General features: G+C 40.0%; 23 protein-coding genes and 2 pseudogenes. 9 read left to right on the top strand and 16 right to left on the bottom strand.

The window, feature by feature from the left end:
• Positions 1-4: 4 nt before the first annotated feature.
• From csd1 to DV63_RS11610, 6 genes are all read left to right on the top strand, one after another.
• Positions 5-943: a peptidoglycan DD-metalloendopeptidase Csd1 gene (gene csd1 / locus DV63_RS11635; protein ID WP_000478130.1), complete on the top strand. Its 939-nt coding sequence runs from the start codon at positions 5-7 to the stop codon at positions 941-943.
• The gene (locus tag DV63_RS11630) at positions 862-1272 is read left to right on the top strand and encodes a bactofilin family protein (RefSeq protein ID WP_000963936.1); all 411 of its coding nucleotides are present in this window, start codon (positions 862-864) and stop codon (positions 1270-1272) included. Before csd1 ends, DV63_RS11630 begins: the two co-directional genes overlap by 82 nt.
• A gap of 3 nt (positions 1273-1275) precedes the next feature.
• Positions 1276-4275: a transcription-repair coupling factor gene (gene mfd, locus DV63_RS11625; protein ID WP_000616312.1), complete on the top strand. Its 3000-nt coding sequence runs from the start codon at positions 1276-1278 to the stop codon at positions 4273-4275.
• A 124-nt stretch (positions 4276-4399) separates the two neighbouring features.
• A complete protein-coding gene (locus DV63_RS11620) occupies positions 4400-4903 on the top strand; it encodes a ubiquinol-cytochrome c reductase iron-sulfur subunit (protein ID WP_000763650.1) in 504 nt (167 codons plus the stop codon).
• A 10-nt stretch (positions 4904-4913) separates the two neighbouring features.
• The gene (locus tag DV63_RS11615) at positions 4914-6152 is read left to right on the top strand and encodes a cytochrome b (RefSeq protein WP_000807843.1); all 1239 of its coding nucleotides are present in this window, start codon (positions 4914-4916) and stop codon (positions 6150-6152) included.
• Positions 6149-7006, top strand: coding sequence for a cytochrome c1 (locus DV63_RS11610; RefSeq protein ID WP_000657612.1), 858 nt, complete (start codon positions 6149-6151; stop codon positions 7004-7006). Before DV63_RS11615 ends, DV63_RS11610 begins: the two co-directional genes overlap by 4 nt.
• 195 nt (positions 7007-7201) lie before the next feature.
• Here the strand turns inward: DV63_RS11610 and DV63_RS18495 are convergent.
• The 6 genes and pseudogenes from DV63_RS18495 to flgB form a co-directional block, all read right to left on the bottom strand.
• A pseudogene (locus DV63_RS18495) lies at positions 7202-7421 on the bottom strand (hypothetical protein); the annotation flags it as partial.
• Between the two features lie 81 nt (positions 7422-7502).
• The gene (locus DV63_RS11605) at positions 7503-9350 is read right to left on the bottom strand and encodes a peptidoglycan D,D-transpeptidase FtsI family protein (protein ID WP_000369150.1); all 1848 of its coding nucleotides are present in this window, start codon (positions 9348-9350) and stop codon (positions 7503-7505) included.
• A gap of 6 nt (positions 9351-9356) precedes the next feature.
• The gene (locus DV63_RS17870; RefSeq protein ID WP_080118665.1) at positions 9357-9482 is read right to left on the bottom strand and encodes a transcriptional regulator; all 126 of its coding nucleotides are present in this window, start codon (positions 9480-9482) and stop codon (positions 9357-9359) included.
• 23 nt (positions 9483-9505) lie between these two features.
• The gene (gene fliE / locus DV63_RS11600; protein WP_001147918.1) at positions 9506-9835 is read right to left on the bottom strand and encodes a flagellar hook-basal body complex protein FliE; all 330 of its coding nucleotides are present in this window, start codon (positions 9833-9835) and stop codon (positions 9506-9508) included.
• A gap of 127 nt (positions 9836-9962) precedes the next feature.
• Positions 9963-10448 (bottom strand): flagellar basal body rod protein FlgC, encoded by a 486-nt coding sequence (gene flgC, locus DV63_RS11595; RefSeq protein ID WP_000480116.1) that lies wholly within the window; start codon positions 10446-10448, stop codon positions 9963-9965.
• A gap of 12 nt (positions 10449-10460) precedes the next feature.
• Positions 10461-10935 (bottom strand): annotated as a pseudogene (flgB, locus tag DV63_RS11590) (flagellar basal body rod protein FlgB).
• Positions 10936-11084: 149 nt separating this feature from the next.
• Between flgB and DV63_RS11585 the strand changes: the two are divergent.
• Positions 11085-12251 (top strand): FtsW/RodA/SpoVE family cell cycle protein, encoded by a 1167-nt coding sequence (locus DV63_RS11585; RefSeq protein ID WP_000205873.1) that lies wholly within the window; start codon positions 11085-11087, stop codon positions 12249-12251.
• Positions 12252-12274: 23 nt separating this feature from the next.
• Here DV63_RS11585 and DV63_RS11580 read toward each other — a convergent pair whose 3' ends face one another.
• Positions 12275-13276, bottom strand: a complete 1002-nt coding sequence (locus DV63_RS11580) for an ABC transporter substrate-binding protein (protein WP_000895616.1) — start codon at positions 13274-13276, stop codon at positions 12275-12277.
• Between the two features lie 241 nt (positions 13277-13517).
• On the opposite strand from DV63_RS11580, the gene DV63_RS11575 reads away from it, so the two are divergent.
• On the top strand, positions 13518-14114 hold the full coding sequence (locus DV63_RS11575) for a peroxiredoxin (protein WP_000961633.1): 597 nt from the start codon (positions 13518-13520) through the stop codon (positions 14112-14114).
• Between the two features lie 144 nt (positions 14115-14258).
• A complete protein-coding gene (locus tag DV63_RS11570) occupies positions 14259-15074 on the top strand; it encodes a MetQ/NlpA family ABC transporter substrate-binding protein (RefSeq protein ID WP_001100436.1) in 816 nt (271 codons plus the stop codon).
• Between the two features lie 440 nt (positions 15075-15514).
• Here DV63_RS11570 and mrdA read toward each other — a convergent pair whose 3' ends face one another.
• The 9 genes from mrdA to DV63_RS11520 form a co-directional block, all read right to left on the bottom strand.
• Positions 15515-17281, bottom strand: a complete 1767-nt coding sequence (gene mrdA / locus DV63_RS11560) for a penicillin-binding protein 2 (protein WP_000793724.1) — start codon at positions 17279-17281, stop codon at positions 15515-15517.
• Positions 17262-17705 carry a hypothetical protein gene (locus tag DV63_RS11555; RefSeq protein ID WP_000949819.1) on the bottom strand — a complete coding sequence of 148 codons (444 nt, stop codon included), beginning with the start codon at positions 17703-17705 and terminating at the stop codon, positions 17262-17264. Before DV63_RS11555 ends, mrdA begins: the two co-directional genes overlap by 20 nt.
• A gap of 12 nt (positions 17706-17717) precedes the next feature.
• On the bottom strand, positions 17718-18344 hold the full coding sequence (gene yihA / locus DV63_RS11550) for a ribosome biogenesis GTP-binding protein YihA/YsxC (RefSeq protein WP_000560454.1): 627 nt from the start codon (positions 18342-18344) through the stop codon (positions 17718-17720).
• Complete coding sequence (gene lptA / locus DV63_RS11545) at positions 18341-18898, bottom strand: lipopolysaccharide transport periplasmic protein LptA (RefSeq protein WP_001267849.1); 558 nt, start codon at positions 18896-18898, stop codon at positions 18341-18343. Before lptA ends, yihA begins: the two co-directional genes overlap by 4 nt.
• Complete coding sequence (locus tag DV63_RS11540) at positions 18898-19491, bottom strand: hypothetical protein (protein ID WP_000830979.1); 594 nt, start codon at positions 19489-19491, stop codon at positions 18898-18900. Before DV63_RS11540 ends, lptA begins: the two co-directional genes overlap by 1 nt.
• A complete protein-coding gene (locus DV63_RS11535; protein ID WP_000593733.1) occupies positions 19466-19960 on the bottom strand; it encodes a KdsC family phosphatase in 495 nt (164 codons plus the stop codon). Before DV63_RS11535 ends, DV63_RS11540 begins: the two co-directional genes overlap by 26 nt.
• A complete protein-coding gene (locus tag DV63_RS11530; protein ID WP_000521871.1) occupies positions 19957-20904 on the bottom strand; it encodes a septal ring lytic transglycosylase RlpA family protein in 948 nt (315 codons plus the stop codon). Before DV63_RS11530 ends, DV63_RS11535 begins: the two co-directional genes overlap by 4 nt.
• Positions 20904-22016: a lytic transglycosylase domain-containing protein gene (locus DV63_RS11525; RefSeq protein ID WP_000873357.1), complete on the bottom strand. Its 1113-nt coding sequence runs from the start codon at positions 22014-22016 to the stop codon at positions 20904-20906. Before DV63_RS11525 ends, DV63_RS11530 begins: the two co-directional genes overlap by 1 nt.
• A gap of 92 nt (positions 22017-22108) precedes the next feature.
• Positions 22109-22873, bottom strand: coding sequence for a TatD family hydrolase (locus DV63_RS11520; protein WP_000469350.1), 765 nt, complete (start codon positions 22871-22873; stop codon positions 22109-22111).
• Positions 22874-22932 lie beyond the last annotated feature (59 nt).

Here is a 22932-nt window from a genome sequence, read left to right as displayed (position 1 = left end):
TTTGGTGTTTTTAGACAGGCGTTTGATTGTGATGGTTACGGACTCTAAGGGGAGCCGTTATCTTAATGTTCATATCTTATTCCGTCAAATTGGCCTATATGCGCTTTTGAGCGTTGTGGGATCTTTATTGTTTTTAGGCATTTCGTTACTGGTTTTAAATAAAGAAATTAGAAATATTGAAAAGCAGCATGCCTTAATCACTAAAGAATTTGAGAAAAAAAAAGAGACTAATGAAAAGCTTTCCTTGCAAATGGATGAATTTTTAGACGATTTGCAACTTTCAGGGGAGCGCATCAACGATTTAGAAGAAGTGGTGGGAGTGAATAGGCCTGAAGAAGAAAAAGAAGAGGGTAATTTTTCCAGCCGCTTGGATGTCGCTGGGATTACCGGGCTTCAAAAAAGCTTTATCATGCGCCTTATCCCTAATGACTACCCGCTAGAATCCTATCGGCGCGTTTCAGCCGCCTTTAATAAAAGGATCCACCCTATTTTGCATGTGTTACACAACCATACCGGGCTTGATTTAAGCACCGCTATTAACACCCCTGTGTATGCGAGCGCGAGCGGGGTAGTGGGGTTAGCGGGCAAAGGGTGGAATGGGGGGTATGGGAATTTGATTAAAGTTTTCCACCCTTTTGGTTTTAAAACCTACTACGCCCATTTGAATAAAATCATCGTAAAAACGGGCGAATTTGTCAAAAAAGGGCAGTTGATTGGGTATAGTGGTAATACAGGGATGAGCACAGGGCCGCATTTGCATTATGAAGTGCGTTTTTTAGATCAACCCATAAACCCCATGAGTTTCACCAAATGGAACATGAAAAATTTTGAAGAAGTTTTCAATAAAGAAAGGAGCATCAGATGGCAATCTTTGATAACAATAATAAATCAGCTAATGCAAAAACAGGACCAGCGACTATCATCGCTCAAGGCACAAAAATAAAGGGGGAGCTTCATTTGGATTACCATTTGCACATAGATGGCGAATTAGAAGGGGTGGTGCATTCTAAAAGCACGGTAGTGATCGGGCAAACCGGCTCGGTAGTGGGTGAGATTTTTGCTAATAAATTAGTGGTCAATGGCAAGTTCACTGGCACGGTGGAAGCGGAAGTGGTAGAAATCATGCCTTTAGGGCGCTTGGATGGTAAGATCTCTAGCCAAGAGCTTGTGGTGGAAAGGAAGGGGATTTTGATTGGGGAAACTCGCCCTAAGAATATTCAAGGGGGGGCGTTGTTGATCAATGAGCAAGAAAAGAAGATTGAAAATAAATAGGGAATGATCCAATCTAGTCTTTATAGAGCCTTAAACAAAGGCTTTGATTACCAAATACTCGCTTGTAAGGATTTTAAAGAGTCCGAGCTCGCTAAAGAAGTCATAAGCTATTTTAAGCCAAATATTAAAGCCATTCTTTTCCCAGAGTTTAGGGCTAAAAAAAACGATGATTTGCGTTCGTTTTTTGAAGAATTTTTACAGCTTTTAGGGGGTTTAAGGGAGTTTTATCAGGCATTAGAAAACAAGCAAGAAACTATCATCATTGCCCCTATTAGCGCGTTATTACACCCTTTACCCAAAAAAGAACTTTTAGAAAGCTTTAAAATCACTCTTTTAGAAAAATATAACCTTAAGGATTTGAAAGACAAGCTCTTTTATTATGGTTATGAAATTTTAGACTTAGTGGAAGTGGAAGGCGAAGCGAGCTTTAGGGGGGATATTGTGGATATTTATATACCTAATTCTAAGGCGTATCGCTTGAGCTTTTTTGACACGGAGTGTGAGAGCATTAAGGAATTGGATCCCACCACTCAAATGAGTCTTAAAGAAGATTTGTTAGAAATTGAAATCCCCCCCACGCTTTTTAGTTTGGACGAACCATCTTATAAGGATCTGAAAACAAAAGTGGAGCAAAGCCCCTTAAATAGCTTTTCTAAAGATTTAACCAGTTTTGGTTTGTGGTTTTTAGGAGAAAAAGCACAAGACTTGCTAAGCGTTTATAAAAGCGTTATAAGCCCTAGAGCTTTAGAAGAAATTCAAGAATTAGCGGGCTTAAACGAATTGGATTATGAGCGTTTCAAATTTTTAAAGGTTTTAGAAAACGCGCAAGGCTATGAAGATTTAGAAATCCATGCGCATGCCCTAGAAGGCTTTATCGCTTTGCATTCAAATCATAAAATCACGCTCCTAGCCCCCAATAAAACGATTTTAGACAATGTATTAGGCACGATTGAAAAAAGCAGCATGGAATGCGTCATCGCCCCCTTTGTGTTAAACTTTAAAACCCCTGATGGGATTTTTATTTCGCTCAATTCTTTTGAAAGGAAGAAAAAACGCCAAAAATCCAAGCTCGCTTTGAATGAATTGAATCCGGGCGAATGGGTGGTGCATGATGATTACGGGGTGGGCGTGTTTTCTCAATTAGTCCAACACAGCGTTTTAGGGAGCAAGAGGGATTTTTTAGAAATCGCTTATTTGGGCGAAGACAAACTGCTGTTACCGGTAGAAAACTTGCATCTCATCGCTCGCTATGTGGCGCAAAGCGATAGCGTGCCAGCTAAAGACCGGCTAGGGAAAGGGAGCTTTCTCAAATTAAAAGCTAAAGTCAGGACTAAGCTTTTAGAGATTGCTAGCAAGATCATTGAATTAGCGGCTGAACGCAATTTGATCTTGGGTAAAAAGATGGATGTGCATTTAGCGGAGTTGGAAGTCTTTAAATCGCATGCGGGGTTTGAATACACCAGCGATCAAGAAAAAGCCATCGCTGAAATTTCAAAGGATTTAAGCTCTAAGAGAGTGATGGACAGATTGTTGAGTGGGGATGTGGGTTTTGGGAAAACAGAAGTGGCGATGCATGCGATTTTTTGTGCGTTTTTGAACGGCTTTCAAAGCGCTCTGGTCGTGCCTACTACTTTATTAGCGCACCAGCATTTTGAGACTTTAAGGGCGCGTTTTGAAAATTTTGGCGTTAAAGTGGCTCGTTTGGACAGATATGCGGGCGAAAAAAACAAGCTTTTAAAGGCGGTGGAATTAGGCCAGATTGATGCGCTTGTAGGCACGCATGCGATTTTAGGCGCGAAATTTAAAAACTTGGGCTTAGTGGTGGTGGATGAAGAGCATAAATTTGGCGTGAAACAAAAAGAAGCTTTAAAAGAATTGAGCAAGAGCGTGCATTTTTTAAGCATGTCCGCTACGCCTATCCCGCGCACTTTAAACATGGCGCTCTCTCAAATTAAAGGTATTAGTTCTTTAAAAACCCCGCCCACAGACAGAAAACCCAGCCGCACTTTTTTGAAAGAAAAGAATGACGAACTCTTAAAAGAGATTATTTACAGAGAATTACGCCGTAATGGGCAAATTTTTTACATCCATAACCACATCGCTAGCATTTCAAAAGTCAAAACCAAGCTAGAAGATTTAATCCCTAAACTCAAAATCGCTATTTTGCATTCCCAGATTAACGCTAATGAGAGCGAAGAAATCATGCTAGAGTTTGCTAAGGGGAACTATCAGGTTTTATTATGCACTTCTATTGTGGAATCAGGGATTCATTTGCCTAACGCTAACACGATTATTATAGATAATGCGCAAAATTTTGGGCTGGCTGATTTGCACCAATTGAGAGGGCGTGTGGGGAGAGGCAAAAAAGAAGGCTTTTGTTATTTCCTTATAGAAGATCAAAAAAGTTTGAATGAACAAGCCCTAAAACGCTTGCTCGCTTTAGAAAAAAATTCGTATTTAGGCAGTGGGGAGAGTATTGCCTATCATGATTTAGAAATCAGGGGGGGTGGGAATTTGCTCGGGCAAGATCAGAGCGGGCATATTAAAAATATCGGTTATGCGCTTTATACACGCATGCTAGAGGATGCGATTTATGAATTGAGTGGGGGGAAAAAAAGGCTTGAAAAAAGCGTAGAAATCCAACTTGGCGTGAGCGCTTTTTTAAACCCTGAACTCATTGCAAGCGATAGTTTGAGGTTGGATTTGTACCGCCGTTTGAGTTTGTGTGAAAATACAGATGAGGTGGGGCAAATCCATGAAGAAATAGAAGACAGGTTTGGCAAAATAGACGATTTGAGCGCTCAATTTTTGCAAATCATTACGCTTAAAATTCTAGCTAACCAGCTTGGAATTATCAAACTTTCTAATTTCAATCAAAACATCACCATCACTTATAGCGGTGAAAAAAAAGAAAGCCTGAAAGCCCCAAGCAAAGACGATAACGATATTTTAGAAACCCTTTTGAAACATTTGCGCGCTCAAATTTCTTTAAAGCGGCGTTAAAAGCGTTTGATTTTAGCGTTAATTTTGTTATTTTAAAAAGATTATTAAGAGAGTTTGTGTAAAATAGGGATTTGCTATGCCTTTAGTCGTTAAAAGGTAATTATCATTAAGGAGTTTTTTAATCATGGCAGATATTCAAAGGCGTGATTTTTTAGGAATGAGCCTTGCTAGTGTTACAGCTATAGGGGCTATAGCGAGTCTGGTAGCGATGAAAAAGACTTGGGATCCGCTTCCAAGCGTTGTTTCAGCCGGTTTTACGACCATAGATGTGGCGAATATGCAAGAAGGGCAGTTTTCCACCGTGGAATGGCGTGGGAAACCGGTCTATATCCTCAAGCGTTCTAAAAAAGAGGGCTTTAATGAAAAGCGCGATTTTAAAATTGGCGGGAGCGTTTTTACCACAGCCATTCAAATTTGCACGCATTTAGGGTGTATCCCCACTTATCAAGATGAAGAAAAAGGCTTTTTATGCCCATGCCATGGGGGGCGTTTCACTTCTGATGGCGTGAATATTGCCGGCACTCCCCCTCCACGCCCTTTTGATATCCCGCCTTTTAAAATTGAAGGCACTAAGATCACTTTTGGTGAAGCCGGGGCTGAATACAAGAAAATGATGGCTAAAGCGTAAGGAGAGTTCCATGGCAGAGATAAAAAAAGCGAAGAATTTAGGCGAATGGCTGGACATGCGTCTTGGCACTAACAAGCTTGTTAAAGTGCTGATGACAGAATATTGGATCCCTAAAAACATCAATTTCTTATGGGCCATGGGGGTGATTTTATTGACCCTTTTTGGCGTGCTTGTGATCTCAGGGATTTTCTTGCTCATGTATTACAAGCCTGATGCGAAAATGGCGTTTGATAGCGTGAATTTCACCATCATGCAAGAAGTGGCTTACGGCTGGCTTTGGCGCCACATGCATGCCACGGCAGCGAGCATGATTTTTGTCATCATTTATATCCACATGTTTGTCGGCATCTATTATGGCTCTTACAAAAAGGGCCGTGAGATGATTTGGATTAGCGGGATGATTTTGTTTGTGGTCTTTAGCGCGGAAGCCTTTAGCGGATACATGCTGCCTTGGGGGCAGATGAGCTATTGGGCGGCAGCGGTTATCACGAATTTATTTGGGGGCATTCCTTTCATTGGGGCTGATGTGGTGGAGTGGATTAGGGGCAATTATGTCGTGGCAGATTCCACTTTAACGCGCTTTTTCATGCTCCATGTGTTTTTGCTGCCCATTGCGATCATTCTACTCATTGGGGTGCATTTTTATTCTTTACGCATCCCGCATGTCAATAACCAAGAAGGCGAAGAGATTGACTTTGAAATAGAAGAAAAGAAATTCATTGAAGGCAAGAAAAAAGAATCCAAAGTCATTCCTTTTTGGCCGGTATTCTTGTCTAAAGATATTTTTGTGGTTTGTGCGTTCATGGTCTTTTTCTTTTACTTGGTGTGTTACCACTATGATTTTGCGATGGATCCTATCAACTTTGAAAGGGCTAACAGCCTTAAAACGCCGCCTCACATTTACCCTGAATGGTATTTCTTGTGGAGCTATGAAGTCTTAAGGGGCTTTTTCTTTAGCGCTGATTTAGGGTTAATGGCCTTTGGCGTGGCGCAAGTGATCTTTTTCTTGCTGCCCTTTTTGGACAGAAGCCCAGTGGTCGCTCCCGCACACAAACGGCCGGCTTTTATGGTGTGGTTTTGGCTTTTAATCATTGACATGATTGTTTTAACAATCTATGGTAAATTGCCTCCACTTGGGATTGGTAAATACATTGGCTTAGCAGGTTCAATCACTTTCCTAGCCCTTTTCTTTGTGGTGTTGCCCATCATCACTATCGCTGAGAGCAAGAAACAAGGGGGTGTTAGATGAAAGAATTTAAGATTCTAATCATCCTTATTGTGGTGGTAGGCGTGATTTATTATGGGGTTGAGCCTTATGCGCATTCGGTGATGCACCCTAAAGTCGCTCCGGCAGATTTTGCTTTCAAGGATTTAGAGCCGATGGATTTAAAAAATGGCGACGCTAATAAAGGCAAACAGCTTGTAGCCGAAAATTGCACCGCTTGCCATGGTATTAAATCTCAAAACATTCCAGCCCCTATGGACAGCCTTAGCGCGAGCAACTCTTTTGGGGTCGTGCCACCGGATTTAAGCCATGTGGCGGGGGTTTTGAACGCGAATTTCTTAGCCCACTTCATCAAAGACCCTGTGAAAACGGCGAAATTGAGCCATAAATTCAACGATGAAAGGCCCTATCCTATGCCGGCGTTTTCTCAATTTAGCGATAAAGATTTGAGCGACATTGTGGCGTATCTCACTTCCATTTTACCTAAAAATTTGAGCGATAAGGAAGTGTTCGCGCAAAGCTGTCAAAGGTGCCATAGCCTGGATTATGCTAAAGACAAGGCCTTTAGCAATCCTAAAGATTTAGCCAATTATTTAGGCTCTCATGCGCCTGATTTGTCCATGATGATTAGAGCTAAAGGCGAACATGGCTTGAATGTTTTCATCAACGATCCGCAAAAGCTTTTGCCTGGCACGGCTATGCCCAGAGTGGGGTTGAGTGAACAAGCTCAAAAACAAGTCATCTCTTATTTGGAAAAAGCGGGTGATAGGAAAAAACATGAAAGGAATACCTTAGGGATAAAGATCATGATTTTCTTTGCGGTGCTGTCGTTCTTGGCTTATGCGTGGAAAAGAAAAGTTTGGAGCGAAGTGCATTGATTTGAAAAAAAGGGGGGAGGGCATGGTTTTATGATTTTTGATCTAGTGGGGTGTTTGAATGGCGACTTCAAAACAACCTTTATTTTAGGCTTTTATTATTGCTAATATACCCCTATAAGATTTTATGGCTACAAGCTTTTTAAGCGGTTTAAACCCAATTTGAGAAAAATTCTAATACTTGTAAAAATCAAGGGTTTTTATTTCTTGAATTTTAATCTCTTTTGTTTGGTTGTCTGAATCAAAAACGATGTAAATACCCTTAGCTTTTAGGTATTCTTTAATAATCTTTGCTTCTTTAAAAAGCTTGGTATCGCTCTTACAACTTACCATCAATGCATAAATTTTTTACTTTGTTCAAAAGCGTTAAAAAGATTTTATCTGATTCGCCCTCCACATAAACGATTTTTCTTCTAATCTATCCTCTAAATTTAGCCTTAATGCAACAGATCCGGCAACTTTAGACTCCTTTTTTGGAGTTTGGGTTAAAAAGAGCCTTTTATTTTATCTTAAAGCGGTTTTTCTCCAACGCATTTTGAATCGCAATAGAGGGCGATAGGTAATTGTAACGCACTAAAATTTCGGTGATTTCTTTAAAAATAGGGGCTGCAATCTTGCTAGCGTAATATTCTTCCTTGCCGTGCGAGCCTAAGATAACCACGCCGATAGTAAAAACCTGCCTTTCATCTTCAGCGAACCCAAAAAAAGAGCTGTTATAGGACTCCGCGCTATAACTCCCGTTTTTAGCAACCCTAGCCGTGCCTGTTTTGCCCCCTATGTATAGCCCTTCAAATTGAGCGTTTTTGCCTGTGCCATAACGCACCACTTTGATTAAGGTTTCTTTCATTTTTCTAGCGCTTTTTGGGCTAATGACTTGAAAAGTGGGTTTGGGGCTAGGGATGTAAATATCGCCATTAGGGGCGGTTTCTCGTTGCACTAAATAGGGGGTAGTCAATTTGCCTTCATTAGAAAACACCGCATAAGCCCTTAAAAGCTGCAAAAAAGTCGCGTTCAGCCCATAGCCATAAGAGACGCTCCCCTTTAACACTTCACGCTTGAAAGCGGATAAAGGAGGGATCTTTCCTGTGGCTTCTAAGGACAAATCAATGCCGGTTTTTTGAGAAAATCCATAGCCTAAAAGCCCGTTATAGAAATCCTCTGGGTTGAGATTTTTGCTGATTTTTATCATGCCCACATTGCTAGATTGGATCAAAATGTCTTCAACAACGGCTTTTTTACTAGGGATAAAGTCGTCTTTAATGGTGTATTTTCCTAATTGGTAATAGCCATGGTTTAAATCAATGCGTTCTTTGGGGTTGATTAAATTCTTGTCTAACAGCAAGGAATAAACAATGGGTTTAATCGTGCTGCCTGGCTCAAAAACCTTTTCGGCAACGCTCAAATTCAAGCTTTCATAATCGCTGGTTTTAATCGCATTAGGATTGAAGCGCTTGCTTGAAGCTAGCGATAAGATTTCCCCGCTTTTAGGGTTGATGATGCCCACTAGGATTTCTTTAGCCTTGAGTTTGTCTTTAGTTTTGTCTAATAGGGTTTCAATTTCTCTTTGGAGTTTTAAAGGAATGCTCAAATACACCTCATAGCCATCAAGCCGTTCAACCTCTGTATAAGAGTGGTTTTGGATAAAGTTAAAACTCACATCTCTTTTGCCCGTTCTTATGCCATTTTGTTGGGCTTTAAGCAAGTGATCTTGAGATTTTTCAACGCCTTTTTTACCGGTAGTTAAAGTGAGCTTGTCTTCTTCTTGTTTTTGCACATAGCCAATGATGGGCTCTAGGCTATTTTGATAAGGGTAATGCCTAGAAACGCCGCTCACTTCAATGTTTAGCCCTTGCTTTTGCCACACTTTATCATGCGCGTCTTTGAAATTTTGAAAAACCCCAAAGGTTAAAAATTTCTTATTCAAGTCCCTAAGATTAGCAGCGGTATTGGGCGTGAGATCATAGGCTAGAACAATATAGCCTTTCGTATTGATAGCGTCTTTTAAGGACTTTTTAGGGATATTGCTATAAATAGAAAGGAAATCCATGAAAAAATCTTCTTTATCCGGGTTTAAAAACCTTGTATCAAAGCCCAGTTTGAAAAGGGTTTGCGAAGCGGCCAGGCTGTAGTTGTCTTGACTATAGATAGTCCCCCTAGTCGCAGTGTCTTGCTTGCTTATCACTAGAGTGGGCATGTTGGCTTGGGCAAAAAAAGCTTTTTTAAAAGCCACCATTAAAAAAACGATAAAAAGCAACAAAAAGATTAATGCTGTAACAGAGCCCTTGTATTTTTGGGTTTCTAAAAATCGCTCTGGGTTGAAGTCGGAATCAATGTTTTTATTATCCATGAACGCTTACTTGAAAATGGCGTAGCGTTGGATTTTCACAACGCATGAGAACATGAATCTTTGATGATAAAACCCATTAAAATTGGGTGTAGTCAAAACGAACCCTCTCTTTAAAAAGGACCAAGCGATCATTTAAAGAGACGCCACTTAAGAAACTAGATTTGCGTTCTTAAAAGCTCTTTATAAGCGCTGATCGCTTTGTTGCGCACTTCAAGCATGAGTTTCATGCTCGTTTCAGCCTTCCCTATGGCGATAGCCGCTTGGTGCAAGTCTTTGATTTGCCCTGTCGCCATGTCGGCTAAGGCTTTATCAGATTGCTCTTGAGTGTTGTTAAGCTCATTGATAGATTGCTTTAAGAGTTTGGAAAACTCCCCACCTTTTTGTTCTTTAAAGGTGCTGCCCGATTCTTCTCTTTTAGTCCTGTTGTCCGTGTTAAGCTCAGAGAAAGGACTCAATAAGCTTTTATCATTGTGTATGGCTTGCATAGAACCTCCTTAAGCTCTTTTTTAAAAATTTAACTCTATTAAATATCTTATTCATTTCTGTATTCTACTGATCTTTGGCTAATACTACCTAAATTTTCTTATACTACCATAAATTGTTGAAAATCGTTCATGTTTGTAACATGCCAATCGCATTTTGCGCCATGTTTTTAGCGCTTTGAAAGGCTGCAACATTGGCCTGATAGGCCCTAGTCGCTTCCACTAGATCCGCCATTTCAACCACCGCATTCACATTGGGGTAAGCCACATAGCCTTGAGCGTTAGCGTCAGGGTGGCTTGGGTCGTATTTCATCAAAGGCTCGCTGTCATCGCGCACAATCTTATCCACCACCACGCTTGTGATAGGGATTAAGGGGTTGTCATCGCCTTCATCTAAGGGGTCTTCATAGGGGGTAATTTGATTATTTTGAGCGATTTTTTGGTTTAAAATCTCATTGAAATCAAAAGCCCTAAACACCGCTTCTTGCCTCCTGTAAGGGCCTCCTTCGCTCGTGCGTGTGGTGTTAGCGTTAGCGATATTAGAAGAAATCAAATTAGCCCTTAAGCGTTGGGCGGACAAACCATAACCGCTAATATCAAAAGAAGATAAAAACATGCTTTCCCTTAACTATAAATTCTTACTGGAATCAATGGCGTAATTGATCACGCCTCGATACTTTTTTAAGGCTGAACTCAAGGCTAAATACATGGTGGAGTTCTTACCCATTTCACTCGTTTCTATGTCTAAATCCACGCTGTTGCCATCATTTTTAGCCAAATGCCCATCTCTAAAAAAAAGGCTTGCCCCATCTTTAGCGCTGTTTTCAAAGTCTAAATGCCTAGGGTTAGTGTGGGCTAAAGGCAAAACTTTACTGGATTGGTTTTCAAAAATTTCCGCTTTTTTCTCCGCTAAAACGCTTTCAAAATCCAAATCCTTTGGCCTGTAAAAGGGGGTATCCACATTAGCGATGTTAGAAGCGATCATATCTTGCCTTAAAGCCCTATAATCCAGTGCTTTATAAACCAACCCAAACGCTTTAGAAAAATCCATCAAAACCCCTTTTTTAAACCCTTACAAATTTAGCATGCAAAAAGCATTCCAATAATCGGCTCGCTTCCTCATTAAAGAATGCGATCAACGAAATAACGCTTCAGCTTGAGCGCTAAGCCAATTCAGAGCCATTATAGTGTAAAATACCCCTAAAATACCTTAAGAGAACGCCTATTCAAAAACCAAAATAAGGAAATCCTAATGACTACAGACAGAAACCTGTTTTTTTGCGCTTCGCTATTGATTTTTTTGGGGGTATTGATGAGCTATTCGCTCTCAACTTACACCACAGTGGTGCTGTATCATTATGGGGAATTCCATTTTTTCATACGGCAGCTTTTAAGCGCGATCATGGGGATTGTTATCATGTGGGGGTTGTCTAGGGTTGATCCTAGCAAGTGGTTTAGCCGTTTGGGGTTTTTTCTTCTTTTTATCCCACCATTACTCATTATTGGCATGTTTTTTTTGCCAGAAAGCCTTTCTAGCAGCGCTGGAGGGGCGAAGCGATGGATTCGTTTGGGGTTTTTTTCTCTAGCACCTTTGGAGTTTTTAAAGGTTGGCTTTACCTTTTTTCTTGCGTGGAGTTTGTCTCGCACCTTTGTGGCACAAGAAAAGGCTAATGTGAAAGAAGAACTCATCACTTTTGTGCCTTATTCGGTGGTGTTTGTGGCATTAGCGATTGGGGTGGGGGTTTTGCAAAACGATTTGGGGCAGATTGTTCTTTTGGGAGTGGTTTTAGCGGTGTTATTGGTTTTTTCTGGGGGGAGTGCGCATTTGTTTGGCTTGATTGTTTCAGGGGCGTTTGCGATCAGCGTTTTAGCGGTTGTTACAAGCGCTCATAGGATTTTACGCCTAAAATTGTGGTGGTCTAATTTGCAAAATTCGCTTTTCACGCTTTTGCCGGATAAATTAGCGAACGCTCTTAGAATAAGCGACTTGCCCGAATCCTATCAAGTCTTTCATGCAGGCAATGCCATGCATAATGGAGGGTTGTTTGGGCAAGGGCTTGGGCTTGGGCAAATCAAGCTGGGGTTTTTGAGCGAAGTGCATACGGACATGGTCTTAGCTGGGATCGCCGAAGAATGGGGGTTTTTGGGGCTATGCGTTTGTTTTATTTTGTTTTCTGTTTTGATCGTTTTGATTTTTAGGATCGCTAACCGCTTGAAAGAGCCAAAATATTCGCTATTTTGCGTGGGTGTGGTGCTGCTTATTAGTTTTTCTTTGGTGATCAACGCCTTTGGAGTGGGCGGGATTCTTCCGGTTAAAGGTCTAGCGGTGCCGTTTTTGAGCTATGGAGGGAGTTCGCTTCTAGCGAATTGTATCGCTATAGGGCTTGTTCTAAGCCTGACGCGATACACGAAAGGCTAAAAAATATCAGCCCTTTTTAAAATTCAGTGCCATAAAAAGGGTTCAATTTCCGCATCGTTTAAATCAAAAACCACTTTATAGTAGTCTTTAACAATCGCATTAATATCCACGCCTTTAAAGGCTTCAGGGTGGGCTTTTAAAGCGATAAATAAGCTGATGAGTGGGGCTCTAGGCCCGCCAATATCCATTGTGGGGAGTTTATAAACTTGCTTGTTTTTGACAGCTTTGATAGTGGAAAACTTGGGGTTGTTTAACACATCTTCAGGGCTAAGCGGGCTTATCCACCAAATAAAGATAATCTCAGGGTTTTCTTTAACGATTTTTTCCACGCTAATATCGGCGCGCCCAAATTTGACGTATTTCAAGCCAAAATTGTCTATGCCCCCTTTTTCTAAAATGTCTGAATCAAGGGCTTGATGACCGCTGATCTTATTGGCTTTGTGGAAAAGTTCCACCCCTTTTTTCTTTTCAACATCTTTCAAGCGCTCTTTGATAAAATCCAAAGTTTCTTGCATTTTGACCAGTTTTTTAGAAGCGTCAATTTTTAAGGCTTTAGCTTGAGCGTCAATATCTTCCATGACTTCTGCAATGGTTTTTTCTTGGAAAGAAAGGAATGATATACCAAATTTTTTCGCATGCTCTACCGCTTTAGGGTTGCCCACAAAGGTTACAACAAGATCAGGGCTGAGTTTTTTTAAAAGCTCCACATTCAATGCCGCCACATGATCACTGCTCATGGATTTAATGCGTTCAGGATCTTTGAGGGTGGCTTTAACAATATCAGATTTAAAAGCGTAATCCGAAATGCCTACAACCCTATCCCAAGTGTTGAACATAGCGGGCACTTCTGCAAAGCTGCCCAAGTAGATTATTTTAGAAACAGGAAGCTTTATGGTTTGCTCCCCGAAATAATCCTTGACTTTAACTTCTTGCACTGAAGCGTTAGCCACGCCCAATAAAGATGAAACAATGAGCGCGCCTAAAGAATAGGAGGTTAAAGCTTTTTTAAAGCGAGCGAATAGCATAACAATTCCTTTCGTATGATTTATGAAGCGATTATAACACCATTAAGGAAATACAATGCAGTAAAAATGAAACTATTTTTCACAAAATCTTAAAATTTAAAAGGAAATACCCTTTCATTAACTTTTTAAGAATATACTCCACCATGTTTCCACTGACTGAGTGGAAAGCATAATGAAATTAAATCTAATTTTAGGTTTAATTTTGATCCAACAAAATTTTAAAACACTTAAGGAGTTGTATATGTTAGTTACAAAACTTGCCCCGGATTTTAAAGCGCCTGCCGTTTTAGGAAACAATGAGGTTGATGAACACTTTGAGCTTTCTAAAAATTTAGGCAAAAATGGTGCAATCCTTTTCTTTTGGCCAAAAGATTTTACTTTTGTATGCCCTACAGAAATCATTGCGTTTGACAAAAGAGTGAAAGACTTCCACGAAAAAGGCTTTAATGTGATTGGCGTGTCTATTGACAGCGAACAAGTGCATTTTGCATGGAAAAACACCCCTGTAGAAAAAGGCGGTATTGGTCAAGTAACTTTCCCCATGGTGGCTGATATTACTAAGAGCATTTCTAGAGACTATGATGTGCTGTTTGAAGAAGCGATCGCTTTGAGAGGCGCTTTTTTGATTGACAAAAACATGAAAGTAAGACATGCAGTGATCAATGACTTGCCATTAGGCAGGAATGCAGATGAAATGCTTCGCATGGTAGACGCTCTCTTACACTTTGAAGAACATGGTGAAGTATGCCCAGCGGGTTGGAGAAAAGGCGATAAAGGTATGAAAGCAACTCACAAAGGCGTTGCAGAATATCTTAAAGAAAATTCCATTAACCTTTAATGGTTTGATTCGCTGTTCAATCAAGAGAAACTTCGTTTTTCTTGGTTGAATCCTTTTCTTTTTATTCTTTGCCAGTTTCTAAAATTTTCGTATCGTTTTATCTTTTTATCATTTTTGAATTAATTTTTTTAATAAAGGGTTTTTATGAATGTATTCAAGCGTATTATTTGCATAACCGCTGTTGTTTTAGGTTTTTTTAATCTTTTAGACGCCAAACACCACAAAGAAAAAAAAGAAAACCACAAAATCACTCGTGAGCTTAAAGTGGGTGCTAACCCTGTTCCGCATGCGCAAATCTTGCAATCAGTCGTGGACGATTTGAAGGAAAAAGGGATCAAATTGGTGATCGTGTCTTTTACGGATTATGTGTTGCCTAATTTAGCGCTCAATGACGGCTCTTTAGACGCGAATTACTTCCAGCACCGCCCTTATTTGGACAGGTTTAATTTGGACAGAAAAATGCATCTCGTTGGTTTGGCCAATATCCATGTGGAGCCTTTAAGATTTTATTCTCAAAAAATCACGGACATTAAAAACCTTAAAAAAGGCTCAGTGATTGCTGTGCCAAATGATCCGGCCAATCAAGGCAGGGCGTTGATTTTACTGCATAAACAAGGGATTATCGCTCTCAAAGATCCAAGCAATCTATACGCTACGGAGTTTGATATTGTCAAAAATCCTTACAACATCAAAATCAAGCCTTTAGAAGCCGCATTATTGCCTAAAGTTTTAGGGGATGTGGATGGGGCTATTGTAACAGGGAATTATGCCTTGCAAGCAAAACTCACTGGAGCCTTATTTTCAGAAGACAAAAACTCGCCTTATGCCAATCTAATAGCCGCTCGTGAGGATAACGCGCAAGATGAAGCCATAAAAGCGCTGATTGAAGTTTTGCAGAGTGAAAAGACCAGGAAATTTATTTTGGATACCTATAAGGGAGCGATTATCCCGGCTTTTTAAGTTATTTGGGTAAAATCCATCTTTAAGATGAATGGAGGGGGTGCTTTTAGGCGTTAATAAAAAGCTCTTTTCTCATTGAGCATTAAAAACGCTAAAAGTATTTTTAAAATCAAATAAAAAGAGCTTGCGCTAATCAAGCGATAATTTCCTAAAAAGCGTTATTTCTTAAAGGGGGAAATGGCGCAAAATAACCCTCTCTATCCCTTTAAGAAAATAATGATAAAATCTAAAACGAAAAATAACTAAAGCCCCATTTTTTTAAAAATATTGAACAAGACTTTAGCCGTCAATATGCGGTTAGAAAAGGCCAAAAATACAGCAAGCCTAAACCCCACCCGTTAGACTGAGTTATAGAGCGGTAAAATGAGTTAGAAACAAGTTGGCTAATGGGTTTTAGCGTTTAGCATGGTAATGCGTTTTTGAAAAGATTTAGAATTTGATTAAAGATAGCCAAGCTCATAGAGTTTATTGCTCATTTTCACTAACAAGCCCCCTAGTTTTGAGCCCCCTTCCCCATGTTCTACTAAAATGGTGATAGCGTATTTGGGTTTTTCATAAGGCAAGAATGCGGTAATCCACGCATGGGATCGATGGAAATATTCCATATCCTTTTCTTTCATGCGGTTGACGATGTTTTGAGCGATTTCCACGACTTGCGCGGTGCCGGTTTTACACGCTAAAGTAACCTTAGAACCCCTTGTGGAATGATAAGCGGTGCCGTCTTTATGGTTACACACTTCATACATGCCCACTCTCAAGGCTTGGAGCTTCTTTTTTTGAAAGCTGTTTAGGGGGTCTTTGAGCGGTTGTTGGTTGTTGATAGCGAAATGAGGCGTTGCCAGTTTGCCTGTAGCAATGAGTCCCGTGTAGGCTAGAACCTGCAAGGGCGTGGCTAAAAAAGAGCCTTGCCCAATAGCGGTAATGAGCGTATCCCCAACGCGCCAATCTTGATTGAAGCGTTTGAGTTTCCACAAATTATCCGGCACAATCCCCACAAATTCATTCGGCAAATCAACGCCTGTTTTTTCCCCAAAGCCCACTTCCCTTAAGGTTTTAGAGAGTTTTTCTATAGAGATTTCAAGCCCAAACTTGTAAAAATACACGTCCACGGACTCCCTAATGGCTTTATACAAATTAGAATTGCCATGCCCTGTTTTTTTCCAATCTCTGAATTTGCGCTTGCCCACTTCAATGAAAGGCGGGGTGGGTATGGTGGTGTTTTCTGTGATATTAAGGTTTTCTAAAAAGCTCAAGCCCACGCCCATTTTAACCACAGATCCTGGCGGATACAAGGCGTTAGCGAAGCGGTTTAATAAGGGGTTATAAATATCATCTTGAAGTTTTTGCCATTTGTCTTGACTGATCCCGCCTACAAAGTCGTTCAAATTGTATTCAGGGTAACTTCCTGCAACGAGCAATTCCCCATTTTCTGCATCCATCACTAAAATAGCCCCCCTTTTATTTTCAAAGAGCTTGTCCGCTTCTTTTTGCAAGCGTTTGTCTAAACTCAATTGCAAGTGGTTGTTGGTGCTTGGTGGCACTACTTCTAATGTGGCTAATTCTTGATTGAGCGCGTTGACACGCATGATTTTATAGCCCACCTTGCCTTGTAAAAGCTTGTTGTATTCTTTTTCAATGCCGGTTTTGCCCACAATCTGGCTGTATTGATTCTCTTCATCGTCTTTTAAATCTTGCAAGCTTGCCACCCCCACATAGCCTAAAACATGCGAAGCTAAAGCGTTATTAGGGTAGTAGCGCTTGTCTAAGGGAAGCGCAAAAATGCCTTGAGTCTGGATGAGTTTGGTGTAAAGAGGTTGCATGGTAGCATAAGGAATGAAGCCAACCACTTTAATGAGGTTATGGTTATAAAGCGAATTTTCTTTTTGGTAATTGTTTAAAAGCGTTTCTTTGGAAAAGTTAGGGAAAAACTTTTGGATTATTCCAATTTTTTCTAAAAGCTCTTTTTGTTTCAATCCGCTGGGCAAAAACACGCCAAACACCAATTCATTAGTGGCTAAAAACTCATGGTTTCTGTCTGCAATATTGCCCCTTGTAGGGACTAGAAATTCCTTTTTAGTCATGTTTCGTTCAGCCAGTTTTTCATAGTATTCTTGATTTTTAACGCTTAAAATAAATAAATTTAAAACCAATAACCCCCAAAACCCTACAAAAACAAAGAGCAAAAGCTTATAGCGAAGATTTTTCATACAAACCCCACAAAGCGCTCTCTATTAAAGCAAAAAGAGCGAGAAAGCCGAGTATTTTCAAACTCAAAGACACCGAAAAAAAGCGCGATAAATAAAGGTAATAAATCAAAAAAACATGCAAAGTTTTGAATAAAAAGCCGTCATTAAAAAGCTTTAAAGAGTTTTTATAGATGATTTGGTGGTAGATTAAAAACAATAAAGCTAAAACGCCTAAAGTCTTTAAATGCATGCTTTCAAACCAAAACAAACAACCAAACACGCTCAAACTGGGTAAAAAATGATCGTATTTTTTCGCATAAAACAAGAATAAAAACCCAATCATAGGGGGTAAAAAAGGCATTAAGTCTCTCAAAAGGCTATAAAAATAAAAACCAAAGATCCCTAAACATAAGAAAAAAAAGGAATCTTGTTTTAAAGAGAGCATGGTTTTTGCGGCTTATGAAGGGTTAGTGAGCAAGTGTTTCAAAAGGGTTTGGCGCACTGTTTCAAGGGTGGGGTATTTTGAAGAAAGAGCGTTGAAATGGGTGGTATTGATTAAAAAAGGTTTAGGAGCGTTTAACAAAAGGCGGTGTTGCTCGTTTTTATTCAACTTGTCAAATTTCGTGAAAAGAGAAAGGTAAGCTTGATCGGGCCTTAAAAGGGCTTGAATGTTTTCTTTAGCGTTTTTGTCAATTTCTAAATCCAAATGGCGCGCATCCACTAAATGGATAAAAAGTTTGATAGAAACCCTAACGCTCAACAATTCCCATAAAAACCCCTCCCATTCTTTTTTCAAGCTTTTAGAAACTTTAGCGTAGCCAAACCCAGGCAAATCAATCACATTAAAAGTGGTCGTTAAGGCGTTTTCTTTATCTTCCCAAGTGGTGGAAAAAAAATTCGCTAAACGGGTTTTTCCAGGCGTTGCTGAACTTTTGGCGAGATTTTTTCCTAACAAAGTATTAATAAACGAGCTTTTACCTACATTGCTGCGCCCTAAAATGACCATCTCAGAAGTCAGGCTCGCAGGGCATTGCGAAAGTTGGCTTGAAGAAGTGAGAAAATGAGCGTCTTTAATAGCGATCATGGTTTTTCCTTAGCTCCTTTCTTCTTCAATTTAGCCTTACGATTTTCTTCATTAATGTCTTCCATATCAAACACAAATTTAGCGGGCCGTTTCGCGCTCCCCAACACGTCAGCATAACCCTTAGTTTTGTTTAAAATGATTTCATCGCCGGTGATGACATTAGATTTCCCCACTTCTCTGACCACCGCATTTTGCAATAATTTGTATTCCCCATTCAATGCGTTATAAATGAGCTTGTCAGCGCTCCCGCTGATTTCACGATTGTCCTCTGTAAAGATGTTAAAATGCGTGTTCCCTGTGGCTTCATAGCGTTCTGGCTTTCGTTTGTCGTTTAAAAACACGCTCACCTTATCCGCAAACAACCGGTCTTTACCTTTTTTGATCTGCACATTGCCTTGAATAACGGCGGTTTTGGTTTTGTCGTTCGCTACAAATTGGTTGCCGGTAATTTCTAAAAGCTCTCTTTCTTTTTTCAAACCTTTATTATCTGTTTTTTGAGCGCTCATCACGCTTAAAAGACCAAAACAACACACAAGAACACACCACCAACGCATTAAAACTCTCCTTTGAAAGTGGGGAATTTTTTCTTTTCTTTTTGGCTTTGTTTGATTTCATCTAAGAATAAATGCGCTTGAATGCTTTGAGCTTCAATAATGGCTAAAGCATGCGAATAGGAAATGTCAAGCCCTTCAATCTTGCTGTCCTTTGAAGTGAGAATGAAACGGCCCTTGCCTTTAAAATTCTGCTCTTTATGGTTGTAAATCCCTGTTTCACTCCAAAAACTAGAATCATCGCTTCTTTTATAAGTAACCCCATTAGGGAAGAAATACAAATCCTGCTGCCGTTTGGCTTTGGGGGATTCAACGCTTTCAATGGTGTCTTCATCATAGCGCTTGATTTTGGAATCAAAAAAGATCTCATGATCATCGTATTGTAGAGCTTTTTTGCCCTCTATGGACAGATCAAGGATTTTATCGTTGATTTGAAACGCTTTAAAATTTTCTAATTCAATTTTAGGGATATTTTCTTTAGAGACCACGCTAGTGGGTTGTGAACGCAAAAAGAAAAAAACTAGCCCTATCATGATGAAAGACAAAACCACAAAAAAGTTTAAAACGCTATTAGAGGTAAAGCTTGAGCGCTTCATCTTGCAAGCCTTCTAATGTTAAAAGATAATCAATCGCTTCCCTAACAGCCCCCTTGCCCCCTGAATTTTGCAACACTTTATAAGCTTTGTTTTTAAGCAAGGGGTGCGCATCAAAAGGAGCGAAACTCCAAGCGCATGCCTTAAACATGCCTAAATCGTTATAATCATCGCCTACGCATGCGATTTCTTGCGCATTCAATTGCAAGTCTTTTTTGAGCCGCTCCACGACCACGCTTTTATTTTCAACGCCCATAAAAACAAACTGAACGCCCAAACTCTCCATGCGCTTTTTGACCATTATTGAAGTTCTTCCTGTAATGATAGCGATTTTTTTGCCTAATTTTTGCCACAGCGTCATGCCAAGCCCGTCTTTGACATTAAAAGCCTTGATCTCGTGAAAATTTTCATCAAAATACAACGACCCATCTGTGAGCGTGCCATCCACATCTAAAAGCAATAACTTAATCATTCTCTCGTTAAAACCGCATTCTGGTTGTATTTTTTCATAAAATCCCTAGCCTCTTCTTCGCTTTGAAACCCTTGAACTAAAACTTTATACAAATCGTCTTTAAAAGCAATCTTGACGCTGTAATTCTTATTCTCTGCTTGCAATTTATCCGCTAAAGTTTGAGCGCCTATTTGGTTTCTAAAAGCCCCCATTTGCAAAGAAAATTTCCCTCCGCTCACGCTTTTTTCGCTCTCGCCAACTTTAAATTCCTTGTGTAAGATCTTTGAAGAGTTGGCGTTAAAGGATTGTTCGTATTGCGTGGAGATGACCCCACCAAAACCCAAAACAATAAGACGCACGCTGGCTGTGCCTTTTTTAACCATGTCAATATCCCTAGCGGCCGCATTAGACAAATCAATGATGCGATCGCTCACAAAAGGCCCTCTATCATTAATGCGCACGATGGTGCTTAAATTATTATCAACATTGATGACTTTCACCACGGTGTTCATGGGTAAAGTCTTGTGCGCGGCGGTGTGGGCATACATGTTATAAATTTCCCCATTACTGGTTTTTTTGGCGTGGAAATTGGGGCCATACCAGCTCGCAACGCCATCAAATTTTTCGCCTAAATCCACTTTAGTGGGGTAATACCACTTTCTCCCCACTTGATAAGGGCGCATGGTGGCTCTTTGGATCGCGCTAGAATCGCGCATGCCGTTATCTAGCGGCTGATCTTTGGTGTTGCCATCTTGCGGACTGGAGTGGTGTTTGAAATGGCGTTCAAAAAAATTGCGTTTATAGGCGGCTTTTTGGGTTGTCGGGTCATAGTCTTTAGCGTTTTCATAAGCGCGCAAGCTTTCATGCTTGTAAGACAAATTCTTTACCCCCTCTTTTTTAACCGCGCAAGCGCTAATCAAAAAAATAACGCCTAAAAAACAAACTTTTTTTAACGCCAAACCCATTAAAATTCCCTTGTAGCGAGTAATTTTTTGTTGGTGGGGATGATCAAGCGCTGGTGGATAAAAATATTAGAATCTTTGAGGTTATTGGCTAATTGGATACTGGAAATACTGACTTGATAGTGTTTAGCGATAGAAGATAAGGTTTCTTTCGGTAAGACCACATGGGTGATAAAAGGGCTTTTTGAACTGGCTTGAATGCTTTTATTTTGTTTGAGTTGGCGTTGTTTGAAAAGAGCGAGTTTTTCATAAGGGATATAAATGGTGTAGGTGGGGTCTTTAGAAGGCAGAATGTTATAACGGAATTGGTGGTTGTAGGATTTTAAGGTTTCTAAACTCAAGTTTAAATTTTTGGCCACTTGGACTAAAGAAGTGTGCCTTTTAAACGGGACGCCCACTAAACTCACCCTCGCCCCACGATTGAGCAAGTATTCTTTATCTTTGAGGTTGTCTAGGCTGTTGAATTTCAACGCCAGGCTTAGAATGGAGCGGATATACTCTCGTGTCTCTTTGGGGAGGTATTTCTTATCTTCATCTAACAAAATCTTAATGTCCGAAGTGCCGGCGGCTTTAATAGCGTTTTGAACCTTGCGTAAGCCGTAATTATACGCCATAGCGACCAAATACCATTCCCCGGTTTGTTTGTAGAGCCGTTTCAAATAAGTGATCGCCGCTTGAGTGCTTTTAATGGGGTCTCTTCTTTCATCAATGTAATGATTGACCTTAAGCCCTAATTCTTTAGCCGTGCTTGGCATGAATTGCCAAATCCCTACCGCTTTTTTCCTGCTATAAGCCCTTGATGAAAATTTAGACTCTGCCATCGCTAAAAATAAAAATTCTTGCGGCACGCTCGCTTCTATTAGCATGTTTTTAATGATGGGGATGAACTGGTAATTCACATCAAATCTTTTGACTAACTTTTTCCATTCTTCTTCTTTATTCATTTTTTTTAAAGCGTTTGGCATTTGGGATAAAAAGCCCGCACTAACCCCAAAAGCCTCTAACGCTTTGGTGTCAATATTAGATTCAAAAGCCATTTTCGCATGGCCTAAAGAAGTCAGTAAGAACCAATGAGTCATTAAAAAAAACAACCATTTGGTATTAAAATATTTCATTCTTTTTTAAAATCCTGATCATTTGATAAGTTCAATAATGGCTCTAATTATAACCAAACTTGAATAATACTTTTTTAAATACAGCCCCATTTTCAGGGGAAACTAAAGAGCGTTTGAGCGTTATGCGTGCTTAAAGAAGCGAGCTCTTCAGTTTCTATGTTGATGATTTCGGCAATTTTTTGAGCGATTAAAGGGATATAAGTAGGGCTATTTCTGGTGCCTCTAAAAGGGTGTGGGGTCAAATAGGGCGAATCCGTTTCTAAAAGAAGCCTGTTTTTAGGGATTTTAGGGAGGATCTCTACCAGTCTTTTAGCGTTTTTAAAAGTGCTAACCCCTCCTATCCCGTAGTAAAAACGATCGCTTAATTCTAAAAGCATGCCATCAGCGTTAAAGCAATGCAACACCCCAAAAGCCTTAGGATAGCTTTTTAAAAGATTCAAACTATCAAAACTCGCCTCTCTGATGTGGATAATCAAGGGCTTGTTGTGTTGGATAGAAAATTCAATCTGTTTAGTAAAAATTTCTTTTTGCTTGCTTTTATAATTTTCTCTTTCATTCAATTCAGGCAAGCGGTAGTAATCCAGTCCGCATTCGCCTATCGCCACGCATTTTTGATGCCCAACAAACTTTTCAAACAAGCTTTCATCAAAACTCTCCACATCATAAGGGTGAGCGCCTATGGCAAAAAACACGCCTTCAAATTTTTCGCTAATCTCTATTGCTCTGTTCAAATCCTTCATGTCCGCGCCCGGAATCACGCATTGGGTAACGCCTTTTTCCAGGCTTTCTTTTAACACTTCTTCTAAATCGTTTTCATAATCCTTGTGATCCAAATGGCAATGCGTATCAATAAACATGCTTTTATCCTGTGGTTTTATTTAATATGTTACAATGTTCAAGCATTTTAACATAAGGA

This window comes from Helicobacter pylori FD535, from assembly GCF_000296015.2.
Classification (GTDB): Bacteria; Campylobacterota; Campylobacteria; order Campylobacterales; family Helicobacteraceae; genus Helicobacter; species Helicobacter pylori_CT.
This window is presented reverse-complemented; position numbering and strand designations above follow the sequence as displayed.